This window comes from Arthrobacter sp. TMN-49, assembly GCF_054511095.1.
In genome coordinates, this window is the sequence record NZ_JBTNDH010000028.1 from 1 (window position 1) to 15,041 (window position 15,041).

Consider the following 15,041-nt stretch of genomic DNA (forward strand, 5'->3'; position numbering starts at 1 on the left):
AGGAAGTCCGGTGGTTCCGCCGCGGCGTAGCCGGTGAGCGTTGCTTCGAGCTCGTCGGCACTTTCTGCGGGAATGCGTCCGGCCGCTGCCAGGTGGCCGGCGTCCTCGGTGAAGCCCGAAACTATCAGGGCCTGCTCAACGGAGAGTTCCCCGCTAAAGAACGCGGAACCCAGCACCGGTTGTGGTGGTGGGGTGGTCACGGTGGTGAGCGGGTCGGTGGTGGGCATGAAGTGTTCGGCCAGGCGCAGGCGCCGGGAAGCTTCGGCGGCGCTGAGATTCAGTGAGGTGGTGAGTAGTGCCACCGGCTTGGTAATACCAACATCACTGAACCGTGAGGCCCGGGTGCGTGCGGCGAGCACTCCGGCGACCTGCACCTGCAGGGCGGAGAGGATGCGGTCCAGATGTTCTAGTGATTGTGCCCAGCTGATGGTCTGGGAGTCGGTGAGCGTCTCCAGATCCACACCCAACGGCGCGGTAACGGTGCCACGGCCCGCAGCTGGTGCAGCCGGAGCCAGTGCGGTGGCAAGCCTGAGAAGCTGGTGGATGTGTGCATCCGCCGCGTCCCTTGTCCTTGTGGAGCCGGGCGTTCCCGGCATCCTTGCCGTTGCTTCCATACCTCTTATTTTAGTGGCAGGCACCGACATTGTTCGAGGAATATACGAGTATGTGGATAAATTGTGGTATTTACTCGTACTGTGGATGAGTGGTTGCGGATCTACCAGCTGATCCGCTCAAACATGGTGCGCAGCGTTGCCCCTCGCGCCGGATTGACGCTCGCCACCCAGGCCACGCGCCCCATCAAATGGGCCCGGAAATCCGCATGGCCCGCACGGTTCTGACCCTCGGGGCCATGGATGGCGCAGTTGTGCAGCACAGCCTTCAACGCATCGATTTCAGGCCGGGGCAGATTTGTGTGCCGGTTGACCACCACCCCTGTCACGCTTTGGCGCGCCCCTGCCCGGTGCACCCGGGTCTTCAAACGGTTCAGCGTATGGCCCTCATCGACCACAATCCGCGAAACTCCGCGCACAAAGGGGTCAGCACACCGGGCCAATTCCGCAGACCCACTAAAGGCGAGGTCGTCGGCGTAACGGGTGTAGCCGGCGTCGAACGCGTCAGCCCAGCCCCACAGCCTCGAATCCAGGCGGCGCAGCGCAAGGTTGGCCAGCATGGGGGAGGTGGGCGAGCCTTGCGGCAGGTGCGGCACGGCAAGGGCCTTGCGCAGGGCGAAGCGGTCTGAAGGGTCACCGCCGGGCGGCATCTCGGCGATGACCCCGACGGGTGCGGCATGGGTGCACAGACCCGTCAGCCGGTGCGCCACCGCCTCCGTGAAGCCGGTCTGCTGCAGCACACCAAACACTTTGCCCGGGGTGACATGGGCGAAGAATGCTGCCAAATCAAGGCTCACCACCACCTCGGCGCCCGTGTGCAGCCGGGCACCGGTCACAGCGCTGCGCCCGGGCACAAAGCCATGGGCGGCGGGGTGCAGCGGGATCGGCGCCAACAGCTGGTGCAAGATGGTGCGTTGCAGCGCGCGCAGCCGCGGATGCGGAATCTCCAGCAGCCTGGGTACCCGCCCCGGCCGGCTGCGCCACTGATACCTGTAATGCAGGAGGCGGGTGCTGGCGGCCCTGCGGTTCCACTGCCGGGGATCGGAAAACCATTCCAGCTCGCCAACGCTCAACTCGAGGAACTGCGCCAGCTCGGCCAGCGTGTCGAGGCGGCGGACTCGGGCCTCGCGGGCACCAGCGGGCCCCACCGTGTAGTGCGCCACGGTGATGGGCTTGCGCTGTATCGCGGCCTTGTCAACCGCTCGCTGGAAGGCCTCGCTGTCAAGAACGACGGCGGCCAACTCCCGTGGGACGTCAGCCGGGGGGTGGTGGTAAATGCCCAGGACGTGATCGGCCAACGGGCCCAGCCAACGCCGTCGTGCCCCCAAAACGCTGGCACCGGCGGCGCGCAGGGCCGGCTTGGACCAGTCCTCCGCCGCCAGAAAGGCATGCGCCAGGGCTGTGGCGATCGTCTCCGGTGTGGGCCGGGGCGTGCGCGCCAGGACGGCCGCGGCAGGTGGGGGAGTCAAAGCTGTGACGGCTTCGTAGATGACCTGTCAATCTGTTCGGGCACCCTGCTGCGCGGAGCGCAGCGCCGTGCCCGAGGCGCCTGCTGGAAGCCAATCTTCGTCCCCCGGGGTAACCCCGGAGAGGGTGGTACACCTAGGTGACCGCCCACCTCATCCTGAAGCCGTCGCATGCTGACACACTAGCGCACAGCATCGGTGCTGTCCGTGGCGGCCCTGCGGGCGTACTGTAATAATCCACCGACACAACACTGTTCCGTTCCTTCCTTCTCGCACAGCGGAGGCATTGAGGTCATGAAAACCAACGGCCAGGCAGATGAGTATCGCGCCGCCCTCGACCGAGCACACACGCACGCCAGCCAATGGCTTGCGTCCCTGCCAACACGTGCCGTCGGGCCCAGCCTGAACGCCGACGAGCTGCTCGCCGAGTTTGCCGCACCCCTGCAGGAGCAGCCAATGGATGCCGCTTCCGTCATTGACGAGCTGGCCCGGATAGCGCAGCCCGGTCTGATGGCGATGCCCTCGGGCCGCTTCTTTGGTTGGGTCATTGGTGGCACCCTCCCGGCCGCACTGGCGGCGGACTGGCTGGTCAGTGCCTGGGATCAAAATGCTGCCATCCGCTATGCGACGCCGGCCACCGCGGCCGCCGAGGAGGCCGCCAGCGGTTGGCTGCTGGAGCTGTTGGGCCTGCCGGCCGGGGCCGATGTTGGCTTCACCACCGGGGCAACAGGGTCCAACGTCGTGGGGCTCGCCGCAGCACGGGCTCATGTCCTGAATGAGGTTGGCTGGGATCTTGCCAGCGACGGCCTGTCCGGCTCGCCCCGGGTGCGGGTCTTCGTGGGCCGGGAGCGGCACGCCTCGGTGGACTTGGCCCTTGGCTACCTCGGCCTGGGCAAGGCCACCGAAGTGGCAGTTGATGCGCAGGGCCGCCTGATCCCGGGGACCCTTGCCGAGGCGCTCGAGGCCGGGCACGGCCCGGCAATTCTCTGCCTGCAGGCCGGAAACTTGCACTCCGGGGCGTTCGATCCGATGGCGGAGGCGGCCCGGATTGGCCACGACCACGGGGCCTGGGTGCATGTTGACGGTGCATTTGGGCTGTGGGCGGCGGCGAGTCCACGGCACCGCCACCAGCTGGCCGGGCTGGAACACTGCGACTCGTGGGCCACCGACGCGCACAAAACCCTCAACGTGCCCTACGACTGCGGCGTGGCCATCGTGTCGCGGCCCGAGGTGGTCCGCGCGGTTTTCGGTGCCCACACCAGCTACCTTGTCAACGACAGCAGCGGCCCCGGTGACCCCTTCGAAAAGGTGCCCGAGTTCTCCCGCCGGGCCCGTGGTGTGCCTGTGTGGGCGGCACTGCGGTCGTTGGGCCGCTCCGGTGTTGCGGCCCTGGTGGACGGGCTGGTTGACCATGCCCAGGCGATGGCCGCAGCCTTGGCGCGCATGCCCGGTGTCGAGGTGCTCAACGACGTTGTCTTCACCCAGGTGTGCGTGAGCTTTGGCTCCGATGAGCGGACCCGAAACATCACCGCACGGATCATCGCCGATGGCACCACCTGGATGTCCGGCTCACACTGGGCCGGCCGGGAGATCCTGCGCATCTCCGTGAGCAACTGGTCCACGGATGACGACGACGTGGCCGCATCACTGGCCGCCGTCGAACGGGCCATCAGCGCCGAGGACGCTCGCTGAGCCGCACAGCCACTGCCCGCTGAGCCGGAGCTGGTGCCGCTCACTTGCCGCCGCCCAGTTGGCGCCGCCCAAAAACTATTAAGCTATCATCTGGATCAATCCGCTATGATGGCCAAGGCACCTTTGTACCGGCGAGGCGCCTTGTAGGTTCGTACCCGTTTTCTCCCACAGCAGGCGGATGAGTAAAGGCTAGTCATGGCATTGAGCGATCTCTTCACCAGGTCAACCAACAAGAAGCGCATCTTCACAGTCTCCGCCGCAGCCGCTGTTACGGCGGCAGTGGTCACGGGGGCGTTGATCTATCCCGGTTTCAGCACTGCCGATGTTGACCTCAACGACGGCGGCGTGTGGGTGACAAACCGCAGCATCAACATGGTGGGTCACCTCAACGTCCCCTCAAAGGTGCTTGACGGCGGGTTCACGGCCACCTCCCAGGGCTTCAACGTGCTCCAGGATGCCGGGACGGTGTTCATGGACAACGACTCCGGCACCCTGCTGAACCAGGTGGATGTGCCCGCCATGACCCTGACCCAGGACACACCCCTGGGCGGCGGCAAGGCCGTCTCGCTGGGCAGCGCCATCACTGTCATCACCGATTCGGCGGCCGGCAAGGTGTGGGCCGTGCCCACCGCCGAGGCGGCAACGTTTGATGAGAAAACTACCAAACCAATCCTGACGAAAATCACCAACGCCAAGGCCGCCGTCGGACTGACCACCCACGACGGCGTGAGTGACGTCTTCGTGCTTGACCCGAGCAAGGCGCAGCTCACCCACGCAAAAATTGCTGCCGACGGCAAGGTGATCAAGGTCGCCGAGGAAGCTGTGGAGGGCGTGCCGGATTCGGGCAAGCTGGCGCTGACAGTGGTGGGGGAGAAGGCCGTTGCGCTTGACCCCGATACAGGCACCCTGTTTTTGCCCGGCAACAAGCGGGTCAGCGTACCCGACGCCAAGGGTGCCGTGGTGCAACAGCGCAGTGACGAGTCTGATTTCGTGGCCCTGGAAACGGGCAATTCCTTGGTGCTCCAGCCCCTCGATGGTGGCGCGGCGACGAGTGTTGATGCCGGCTCCCTGGGCCGTCCGTTGGCTCCCGTGCAACAAGGTGGCTGTGTCCACGCCGCCTGGAACGGCTCCAACAAGTACCTCTTCCACTGCTCCGGCGATGACACAAAGCCCATCAGCATTCCCAAGGCCACTGCGGCCTCGGAGCTGGTGTTCCGCAAGAACCGCGACGTTGTGGTGCTCAATGACATGGCCGGCGGGGACGTGTGGCTGGTCAATCAAAACATGATGCTGGTCAACAACTGGGATGACCTCACAGTCGATCAAAAGAACGCTGAAAACGCCGACAAGGACTCCTCGGACCCGAATGTTGTCAACACCCTGCCGGATCGGACCAAACCCAACCGGCCACCCATTGCCGAGCCGGACCAGTTTGGTGTTCGGGCCGGCAGCACCACGCTGCTGCCGGTGCTGTACAACGATTCCGACCCCGACGGTGACGTGCTGACAGTACGGGACAGTGCCGATTCCATCAAGGCAGGTGCCCTGCAAACCGTGTACGGCGGCACGGGCCTGCAACTGGTGGTCCCGGCCGAGGCACCCACTGGGACGGAATCGTTTAGCTACACCAACGACGACGGCCGGGGCGGCACCGACAAGGGCACTGTGAATGTCCGTGTGGTGCCTGAGTCAGAGAACGCCCAGGCCTTGTCGATGCGTGCCACCACCATGGTGGTCGCGCAGGGGCAGACCATCAGCCAGAACGTTTTGGCTGACATGATCGACCCCGACGGCGACAGCATCTTCTTGGTCGGTGCCACCGCGGTGGAGGACACCGGGCAGGTTAAGTTCACCCCGGACGGCGAGTTGAGCTACACCGATGACGGCTCCTCCAATGGCCTGCGCACGGTGGTCATCAAGGTCTCCGACACGCGCTCCATCGTGGAAAAGAAGATTCGAATCAGTGTGAAACCTGCCGGCGGAGTGCCTCCGGTGGCCAACGCCGACTACGTCCGCGTGGTGGCAGGACAAAAAGCGATTGTGGCGCCGCTGAAGAACGACCAGGATCCGCTGGGCGGGGAGCTGCGCGTGGCCAGTGTGGACAAGCCCGCCACCGGCAGTGTCTCCGCCATTGCCGACAACGGCACCTTGACCTTCACCTCGGACACGGTGGGCGCCAGCTATCTGACGTACCAGGTGACCAACGGCCCGCAAAGCGCCACCGGGCTGATCCGTATTGACGTGGTTCCGGCGCAAGCCGAGCTGGCCCCCACCGCCGTGAAGGACATGGCGCTGCTGCCGGTGGGCGGCACCACCTTGGTGGATGTGCTGGGCAACGACACGGACCCGGCCGGCGGCGTGCTGGTGGTGCGCGGTGTTGACGCGCCGGCGGACGCAGGCGTCTCGGTCACCGTGTTGGAACACAATGTTGTCAAGATTACTGACGTCCGCGATCCTGGCTTCCCGGCCACCATCCACTATTCGGTCTCCAACGCCCAAGGCACCTCTGTAGGTGCCATCTCGGTGGTCCGCATCCCTTCGGCGACCACGCTGCAACCGCCTGTGGTGCGTGACGACGTCGTCGATGTCAGGGTGGGGGACGTGGTCCGCATCCCGGTCCTGGCCAACGACTTTGACCCCAATGGCGATGCCCTCAAGAACCCCGACATCACCGAAAGCCCGGCCGCCGAAGCGGGCAAGCTGTGGGTTGATCAAAACGCCCTGCGCTTCCTGGCCAAGGACACGCCCGGATCCGTGACAGCCGTTTACAAGGTCACCAACGACTCCGGCCAACCCGGCTCGGCCACTGTGACCATCAACATCATCGCCCAAGACCCCGAACGGAATCTGCCCCCGGCACCGAAGAATGTTCAGGGGCGAGTCATTGCCGGCGGCCAGACGAAGATTCAAATCCCGCTGGACGGCATTGACCCCGACGGGGATTCGGTGCGGCTGGCGGGCGTGGACATTCCGCCGTCGTTGGGGACGGCCGTGGCAGGCAACGGCTTCATCCTCTACACGGCGGCCGGCAACGCGGCAGGGACTGACACCTTCACCTACAAGGTCAGGGACCGCCAAGGCGCGCAAGCGATTGGCACCGTGGAGGTCGGCATTGCGCCGGAGGATTCCAGCAACCGGCCGCCGAAGGCCGCCGATGACTTCATCACCATGCGTCCCGGGCGTCAGGTGGCCCTCGATGTGGCGCTCAATGACACCGACCCCGACGCCGACAAGCTCTTTGTGGCCAAGGACGGTTTTAGTGGACCCGAAGAAATGGCGCCCTCAGTCACCAAGCTGGGACGGGTCCTGCTGAAAAGTCCAGCTGCCACAGCCATTGCCACCATGGGCTACACGGTCAGCGACCCGGCCGGTGCCACGGCCACGGCCAATATCCGCATGACAGTCACCCCCGACGCGCCGCTGCGGGCCCCCATTGCCCGTGATGATGAGGTCACCGTGCAGGAGGCCCTGGGCAAAAACACCGTCAACGTGCCCGTGCTCAAGAACGACGAGGACCCGGACGGGGTTGCGGAGAATCTCGCCGTGAGCCTGACGCTGCCGAACCCGAATGCCTCGGTGAACGCCGACGGCACCTTGCGCGTTGCGCTCACGGACGCGCCGCAAATGGTGCCGTACACGGTCACCGATCAGGACAAACTCTCCTCCACGGCCATTGTCTGGGTGCCGGGCCTGGATGCCCAGTACCCGGTGCTGGCCACCACTGATGTCATCGAGGTCCAGGCCGGCGAAACGGCTCTTGCCGCGCTGGGCGAGTACGTCAAGGTCCGTCCCGGGCGCACGCCGCGGATCACGCAGGCAGACAAGATCAAGATGATCGGCGCCCCCGCCCTCGACGCTGTCACACCCGACGGTGCGGGGCTGAGCTACAAGTCCAATATTGACTTCTATGGTCCCGGCTCCATCACCTTTGAAGTCACCGACGGCACCGGACCGGAGGACCCGGCGGGGCTGAAATCGACGCTGACCATCATGACGGAGGTGACGCCGGCCCCGGCGAAGAACCTGGCCCCGAAGCTCCAAGGCACCTCGCTGGCTGTTGCCCAGCTGGAATCGGGCACGGCGAACCTGGCCCTGCTGGCCAGCGACCCCGAGAAGGATTCCCTGAAGTTTGCCCTGACCGGTGAGAGCCCGGCCGGTTTGAAGGTGAAGCTCGACGGCGGCAAACTCACGGTTGAGGTGGGCAAGGACACGAAGCTGGGCTCCACCCAGACGGTGGGCATTTCGGTGGATGACGGCCACAACCGGCCCGTCACGGCGGCGGTAAAGATCGACGTCACCTCCTCCACCAAGCCCAAGGCCGTGGCCAACGCCGATTCGGTCCCGGACGCACATGCGGGCCGCCTCGAAACGGTTCCCGTCCTGGCCAATGACGTGAACCCGTTCCCGGACACACCACTGGAAATTGTGGACGTCAAAATGACAACCGGCGCCGCCGGCACCAAGGTGGCCGTGGCCGGGGACAAGGTCACTGTACAAACACCTGAGGACTTCACCGGCAATGTGGTGGCCAGCTACACGGTTGTCGATAAGACGAACGATCAGGAACGCTGGGTTGACGGGCGCATCACCTTGAACGTGAAGGGTAAGCCGGCCGTTCCCTCGGTGCCGCTGGTGCAGGAGGTCAAGAGCAAAACCGTGCTCCTGAAGTGGAGCACCCCCGTTGACAACGGCTCGCCACTGACCGGGTACACCGTGAAAAGGAGCGACGGCGCCACGCAGGAATGTGCCACCAACACTTGCTCGATCACCGGGCTAGCCAATGGCAAGCCGTACACCTTTAGCGTGAGCGCCAAGAACGCGGTCGGGGATTCGGCCTTCTCCAAGTCGTCGGCGTCGGCCACGCCGGATACGCAGCCAGACAAACCTGGCGCTCCCGCCGTCGTTCGGGGCGACACCCAGCTGGATGTCAGCTGGGTGACACCCGTGGGGGAGTACTCGCCCGTGAAGAGCTTCAATGTGCAGATTTCCCCGGTTCCGGCCGGGCAGAATCCGCAGCGGAGCGTCAAGGGCAACAAACTCACCTGGCCGGGGCTGACTAACGGCACCGAATACACCTTCCGGGTACAGGCGGTGAACAGTGCCGCTAAACCGTCCGACTGGAGCGACTATGCGTCCCGGGCTGTGAAGCCGGCGGGCAAGCCGTCCGCTCCTGCCGCGCCGACAACGACACTGGTGGACACGGTGGGCGGCCAGAACCAGATGCGAGTCAACTGGACCCAGCCGAACCTCAACGGCGGCGAGCTCAAGAGCTACACGCTCTTTACTTACCTAGATGGGAAACAAACCGATTCCGTCACGACTACCCAGACCAGCCAAACCGTTTCGCTGCCCAACTCCGTGGCCAGCTACACCTTCAAGGTGCAGGCGGTTACAGACGTTGAGCCGTCGGATCTTAGCCCGGGCTCTGCGGCTTGGCGCTCGGTTAGTCAACCGGGTCAAGTGGGTAAGCCAACCATTGCCGAGGCCAACACAGGTGCGGCCGGCGGTAGCGTGAGTGTTAATTTCGAACCGCTGGGTGGGGCCGCCCTGGGTGGTTCCACTCCCGGTGAGATGAGCTACTTTGCCAACGTCACCCCGGGCGGCAAGAACATCCCGGTGACCAAGGGCGCCACTGTTCCTGCCAGCAACGGTGTCAGCACAACTGTCACGGTCTATGCCAAATCCTCTGCATTTGCCAGTGCTGGGAGCGCGTCCCCGGCGTCGGACGCGGTCACCCCCTATGGCAATCCGGGAACGGCAGGTCTCAGCGGGAGCAACGGTGGGCAGGACAGCCAAAGCGTGTCCTACAGCTGGAGCTTCCCCGGTGGGGCAACGGACACCAGGAATGTGCAAGTCCAGGTGGACGGCGGTGCATGGTCTGCCAAGGGGGGCAATGGCAGTGCAAGCTACAACACCGGAGCATTCAACAAGACGGTGACCATCCACGCCCGGACCGTCAATTCTGTGGGAACGTTTGGTCCGGTGCAGACGGTCATGCCCAAAAGTGGTGCCCAGACGCCGCCCCAGCCAACGAGCTGGACGATCGAGGCATCGCCGGTTCGGAGCTGTTTGGAATCAACCACGGGAAGCGACCACTTTACAGATGGCAGCCCGCCCTCGTGTACGTCACAGTGGTTGCAGTCCAGCACGCCCGTGCAGGTCAACTGCTGGAAGTACTGGACCGGGTCCACCAGCGGCAACCAGTGGTATCACATCACCAGCCCGGGTTACGCCAACTACAGCTACTTGTCAGTTCGCTCCACGAACAACGAGTCGATCCCGGCAGGCATGCCCCGCTGTTAGGGGCCGTATGGACCCCTAATGGCGAGTATCGCCAATTAGTGGATAAACTACTTCAGGTTTCCCGCAGGCACTGCAGGGATCAACAAGATTGAAAGAGGATGAACTATGTCCATGACGCCGGAACAGGCCACGTGGTTTGCAGGAACGTTTGACAAGTTGGTTGCCAATGTTGGCCAAGCCATGTTGGGTAAATCCCACGTGGTTAGTTTGACGCTGGCTGCCATGCTGGCCGAAGGCCATGTCTTGTTTGAGGATGCCCCAGGCACGGGCAAGACCATGCTGGCCCGGGCCATCTCAGCAACTGTGAAGGGTACCAATTCGCGTATCCAGTTCACTCCTGACTTGCTGCCCTCCGACGTCACTGGTGTGATGATCTATGACCAGAAGTCACAGGTTTTTGACTTCCACAAGGGACCCATCTTTGCCACCATTGTGCTGGCCGATGAGATCAACCGTGCCTCGCCGAAGACCCAGTCGGCGCTGCTTGAGGTCATGGAAGAATCCCGCGTGACAATGGATGGCACCACCTATGAGACCGGCCGGCCCTTCATGGTGCTCGCCACCCAGAACCCGATTGAGCAGGCAGGCACCTACCGGCTGCCCGAAGCCCAGCTTGACCGTTTCCTCATCAAGACAGCCATTGGCTACCCGGATCACGCCTCCACTGTGCAACTGCTCTCCAACTCCGGTCAGCGTGACAGGACGTCCAGCCTGCAGGCCATCATCACCCCGCAGGCCGTAGCCGAAATGGCCGATTTGGCCTCCACTACCCACACCGATGCCGCCGTGTTGGAGTACATTTCACGCCTGTGTGAGGAGACCCGCAACGCACCGGAAACCCGTTTGGGTGTTTCGGTCCGTGGCGCCATTGCCATGGTGCGCATGGCCAAGGTGTGGGCGGCCGCCAAGGGCCGTAACTACGTTTTGCCGGACGACATCAAGGAGCTTGCTCCCTACGTGTGGACACATCGTTTCGTGATGGACCCGGAAGCAGAATTTGCCGGCGCCACCCCGGAAGTAGTCCTCAACCGCGTGCTGGCAGAAGTTGCCGCACCGCAGCAGCGCGTCTCGGTCTAACCCAAAACGCGGCAAGACAGCAGTTGTTCGGCACGCCCAGCACACACAGCTAAAGGTCAATCATGAGCATTAAGTCCAGCGCTTCGAAGGTGGGGGAGTTACTCGCCCGTCCCTTCCACAGCGAAGGAACTCCAACGCGGCTGCATCCGGCGTCGTTGACGCGTGAAGCGACCAAGGTGGCCAGTATTTATCTGGCCCCTGCGTGGACCAACGTCGCGGGCTGGCTCAAACGACACGTGGGACCGGTGCTGGCCACCATCAGCACCTTGGGTTTTGTGGTGCTGGGAACAACCGTGCTGCTGTGGGTGCTTGGGGCAAGCTACGGCTGGCAGGAAGCCAAGGTGGCCGCCTTGTTGGCCACCGTGCTCCTGCTGATTGCCAGTGCCTTTGTACTGGGCCGGTCAATGTACGCGGTCAAACTGGACTTGGCACGCACGCGGGTTGCCGTGGGCGACAACGCGGTGGGAAGCCTTGCCGTGGAAAACACCTCAGCGCGTACAGTGCTGCCCGCGGCCCTGGAACTGCCTGTGGGCGTTGCCACGGCGCTGTTTCACTTGCCGCGCATGACCCCTGGCCAGATCCACGAGGACCTTTTCACCATCCCCACCACCCGCCGGGCAGTCATTACTGTGGGCCCCGTCCGTTCGGTGCGGGCCGATCCGTTGCAGCTGCTGCGCCGCCAGCTCGTGTGGACCGAGCCCACGGATTTGTTTGTTCACCCGCGCACCACCTCCCTGGACGGGCCCGCGGCCGGGTTCCTGAAGGACCTTGAGGGCCTGACCACCAAGGACCTGTCCAATTCAGATATTGCTTTCCACGCCCTGCGCGACTACGTGCCGGGGGATGACCGGCGCCATATCCACTGGAAAACCACCGCCCGGACCGGCAAATTGATGGTGCGCCAGTTTGAGGAAACCCGCCGCTCCCACATGGCTGTGGCCCTGTCGGTCAACACGGATGAATACGAGAATGACGACGACTTCGAGTTGGCCATTTCGGCGGCCGCGTCGCTGGGCCGCCAGGCCATCAAGGAGAACCGCGAGTTGAGCGTCATCACCCAGCGTGGCCCCATCCGTTGCGAAACGGGCAAGAACCTGCTCGATGACATGACCAGGTTGGCCGGCTACAACCGTCGCGGCACGGCGGTGGATCTTGCCCGAACACTCACGGACGCCGTTCCCAACGCCTCCGTGGTGTTCTTTGTGGTGGGCTCCAAGGTGACACCGGCACAATTGCGCAGCGCAGCCGCCTCCGTGCCACCGGGCGTTCGCGCCTTCGCCGTACGCTGCTTTACCGGGGCACAATCCGCACGCGCCAACATTGCCGACCTCACGGTACTGACCCTGGGCGATTTGAGCGATCTGTCCATGGTACTGAGAAAGGCCGTCGCATGAACGCCCGTAGGAGTGCGGCAGCACAGCCGCAACGCAAGCCCTCAGCCTTCTCCGGCGGGCGGCTGTGGTGGCATTTCATGATCGACGGCGCCGTGCTGGCAGTACTGCTGGGCATTGGCGTCCTGGGCTTTGGCCCCACCTTTGGCCATGACCCCCACTACCTGGTGGCGGGCTTCGGCGCCATTGTGTTGGGCCTGGCCGTGGCGGCCCTGGGCGCTCATTGGCGCTTGGGCACGATCACCCTGGCTGGCCTAGCGTTTGCTGTGTACATGATCTTCGGCAGCGCCCTGGCGGCGTCGGGTGCGGCAATCATGGGCTTCATTCCCAGCTTGGACTCTCTGCGCGGGCTCCTGCTGGGGATCATGCTGTCGTGGAAGCAATTGCTGACCCTGGCCCCGCCCGTGGGCATCAGCGTGGAGGTCATGGTGGTTCCCTACCTCAGCGCTTTTGTGGCAGCTGTGGTTGCCGGCACCCTGGCGTGGCGGTTGCGCAGCGCCTACTGGGCCATGATCCCGGTAGTTGTTTTGTTCATTACAGCCATCCTCTTTGGTACGGCCCAGGTGTTCCTGCCCGTGCTGCGTGGTTCTCTGCTGAGTATCGCTGCCATCACCTGGCTGGCGTACCGGTATGAAATGATGCGCCGTGAAACCGCCGGCAGTATCTCGGCCAACCGACAAATTTTGGACACGGCCAGCGCACGCACCTCCTTGTTGCGCCGCATCGGCCTGGCTGCGGGTGTCATTTTGGTGGCAAGCGCAGTCACCATGGCCGCCGCGCCGGCACTGACAGGCAGCGCCAGCCGTGAGGTCCTGCGTGACACGGTGATTCCGCCGCCGGAACTCCATGACTTGCCCTCGCCACTGACAAAATTCCGCGACTACGTCAAGAACGAAAAAGAGACAGTCCAATTTGACGTGCAGGGCCTGCCCAAGAATGGCCGCGTCCGCGTTGCCGCCATGGACAGCTACGACGGCGTGGTGTTCAATGTTGACCCCAACAGTTCAGCATCCTTTGCCCCCATCGGTGACCCCACGGCGCTGAGCCACACCGGCGAAGGTGCCGGATCCGGCGTCGACGTTATCATTGATGGCTACTCTGGGGTCTGGATCCCCAGCGTTTCCGTGGCACACAGCCTCAGCTATCAACGGGCCCAAGGTAAAACACCCACCTTGTACCTGAACAAGGAATCCGGTTCGGCGCTGAATCTTGACGGCGTTGCCAAGGGCGATTCCTACAGCATGGACGTGGCGTTCCCGAACATTGATGGCAAAAAGTTGGCCGGCTCGGACTTTGGCTCGGTGCGTTTGCCTAAGCTGGAAAACGTTCCCCCCGTGGTGGGCACGAAGGCCAACGACATTGTTGGCGAAGCTGACACGCCGCTGAAGAAGGTGCAGGCACTGGAAGGCGCCCTGCAGCGTGAAGGCAAGTTCAGCAACGGCCTGGACGGGCAAACCCCCTCCACCTCCGGCCACAGTGCCGCACGCATCACCAAGCTGCTCAGCGGAAAGGAGATGGTGGGCGACGACGAACAGTACGCCACAGCCATGGTGCTCATGGCCCGCCACCTTGGCATTCCGGCACGCGTCGTCATGGGTTTCTACCTTGATGAGAAGGACCCCAACAACGGTGCGCAGAGTGTGAAGATGAAGGGCTCGGATGTCCGCGCGTGGGTTGAGGTGAATTTTGCCGGCCTCGGCTGGGTGCCTTTCAACCCGACGCCGGACAAGGATCATGTGCCCAATCCGCCGGAACCGCAGAACGCCTCCAAACCCAAGCCGCAGGTCCTGCAGCCGCCGCCTCCGCCGCAGGAGCCGGCCGATCTGCCACCAGACAGTGCACCGGACGCTTTGGACACGGACGGAAAAAAGAACAATCAGGGCGGCATTTTTGGCCAGATTCTGATGATTCTTGGGGTCGCTGCCATCCCGCTGCTCATCATTGCCCTGCCACTGGCGGTGATTGTTGCTTTGAAGGCCAAACGCCGCAAGAAACGCCTCACCCTTGGCTTGCCCACCGACCGGGTCAATGGCGGCTGGTCAGAGGTCATGAGCCATGCCACGGACCTTGGCGCCGCGTTGGAGCGCAGCGGGACCCGTCGTGAGAGCGCCGCGTCACTAAACAGCGCCTTCCCGGCCAACCAGGCAAGCACTGCCTTGTTGGCTGAGCGGGCCGACGCCGCCATCTTCGGCCCGGGTCAGCCCACCGAAGCCGAAGTCGCCACATATTGGCAAACTGTGGAACATTCACTCAAGGGCATGACCGGGTCGGTAGGATTCTGGAAGCAGCAACGGGCAAAGTTCTCACCACGATCGTTGCTGACCGAGGCTCAGGCCCGGGCCAGGCGCAAGACAGTTTCGCGCGGCGCGGTGGGCCAGGCGCAATCCTTGCGTTCGCGTGGTGTTGCACTAGGCTCCAAACTGTCCCAGCTATTCAAGAAGTCATAAGAAGGGTACTAAGTACATGGCGCAAAAAGTGGCCGAACCCTGCCGGAATTGTGG

General features: G+C 63.8%; 7 protein-coding genes. 5 read left to right on the forward strand and 2 right to left on the reverse strand.

The features are described 5' to 3' along the window. Both ACX80E_RS12960 and ACX80E_RS12965 read right to left on the reverse strand, forming a co-directional pair. A partial coding sequence (locus ACX80E_RS12960; protein WP_459302407.1) for a hypothetical protein occupies window positions 1-614 on the reverse strand: 614 nt, incomplete at its 3' end. A 101-nt stretch (window positions 615-715) separates the two neighbouring features. After that, on the reverse strand, window positions 716-2,080 hold the full coding sequence (locus tag ACX80E_RS12965) for a reverse transcriptase family protein (protein ID WP_459302408.1): 1,365 nt from the start codon (window positions 2,078-2,080) through the stop codon (window positions 716-718). Between the two features lie 291 nt (window positions 2,081-2,371). Between ACX80E_RS12965 and ACX80E_RS12970 the strand changes: the two genes are divergently transcribed. The 5 genes from ACX80E_RS12970 (at window position 2,372) to ACX80E_RS12990 (ending at window position 14,987) form a co-directional block, all read left to right on the forward strand. Beyond that, window positions 2,372-3,769, forward strand: coding sequence for a pyridoxal phosphate-dependent decarboxylase family protein (locus ACX80E_RS12970; protein ID WP_459302410.1), 1,398 nt, complete (start codon window positions 2,372-2,374; stop codon window positions 3,767-3,769). Window positions 3,770-3,964: 195 nt separating this feature from the next. Beyond that, window positions 3,965-10,072: an Ig-like domain-containing protein gene (locus ACX80E_RS12975; RefSeq protein WP_459302411.1), complete on the forward strand. Its 6,108-nt coding sequence runs from the start codon at window positions 3,965-3,967 to the stop codon at window positions 10,070-10,072. A gap of 105 nt (window positions 10,073-10,177) precedes the next feature. Further along, window positions 10,178-11,149: an AAA family ATPase gene (locus tag ACX80E_RS12980; RefSeq protein ID WP_459302412.1), complete on the forward strand. Its 972-nt coding sequence runs from the start codon at window positions 10,178-10,180 to the stop codon at window positions 11,147-11,149. A 62-nt stretch (window positions 11,150-11,211) separates the two neighbouring features. Further along, window positions 11,212-12,543: a DUF58 domain-containing protein gene (locus tag ACX80E_RS12985; RefSeq protein ID WP_459302413.1), complete on the forward strand. Its 1,332-nt coding sequence runs from the start codon at window positions 11,212-11,214 to the stop codon at window positions 12,541-12,543. Next, complete coding sequence (locus tag ACX80E_RS12990; protein ID WP_459302414.1) at window positions 12,540-14,987, forward strand: transglutaminase-like domain-containing protein; 2,448 nt, start codon at window positions 12,540-12,542, stop codon at window positions 14,985-14,987. The genes ACX80E_RS12985 and ACX80E_RS12990 overlap by 4 nt, the downstream gene beginning before the upstream one ends. The last annotated feature ends 54 nt before the right edge of the window (window positions 14,988-15,041 follow it).

Bases quoted from the DNA above. Each gene is read 5' to 3' on its own strand.
- ACX80E_RS12970 (WP_459302410.1), top strand. From the start codon at position 2,372: ATGAAAACCAACGGCCAGGCAGATGAGTATCGCGCCGCCCTCGACCGA.
- ACX80E_RS12975 (WP_459302411.1), top strand. From the start codon at position 3,965: ATGGCATTGAGCGATCTCTTCACCAGGTCAACCAACAAGAAGCGCATC.
- ACX80E_RS12980 (WP_459302412.1), top strand. From the start codon at position 10,178: ATGTCCATGACGCCGGAACAGGCCACGTGGTTTGCAGGAACGTTTGAC.
- ACX80E_RS12985 (WP_459302413.1), top strand. From the start codon at position 11,212: ATGAGCATTAAGTCCAGCGCTTCGAAGGTGGGGGAGTTACTCGCCCGT.
- ACX80E_RS12990 (WP_459302414.1), top strand. From the start codon at position 12,540: ATGAACGCCCGTAGGAGTGCGGCAGCACAGCCGCAACGCAAGCCCTCA.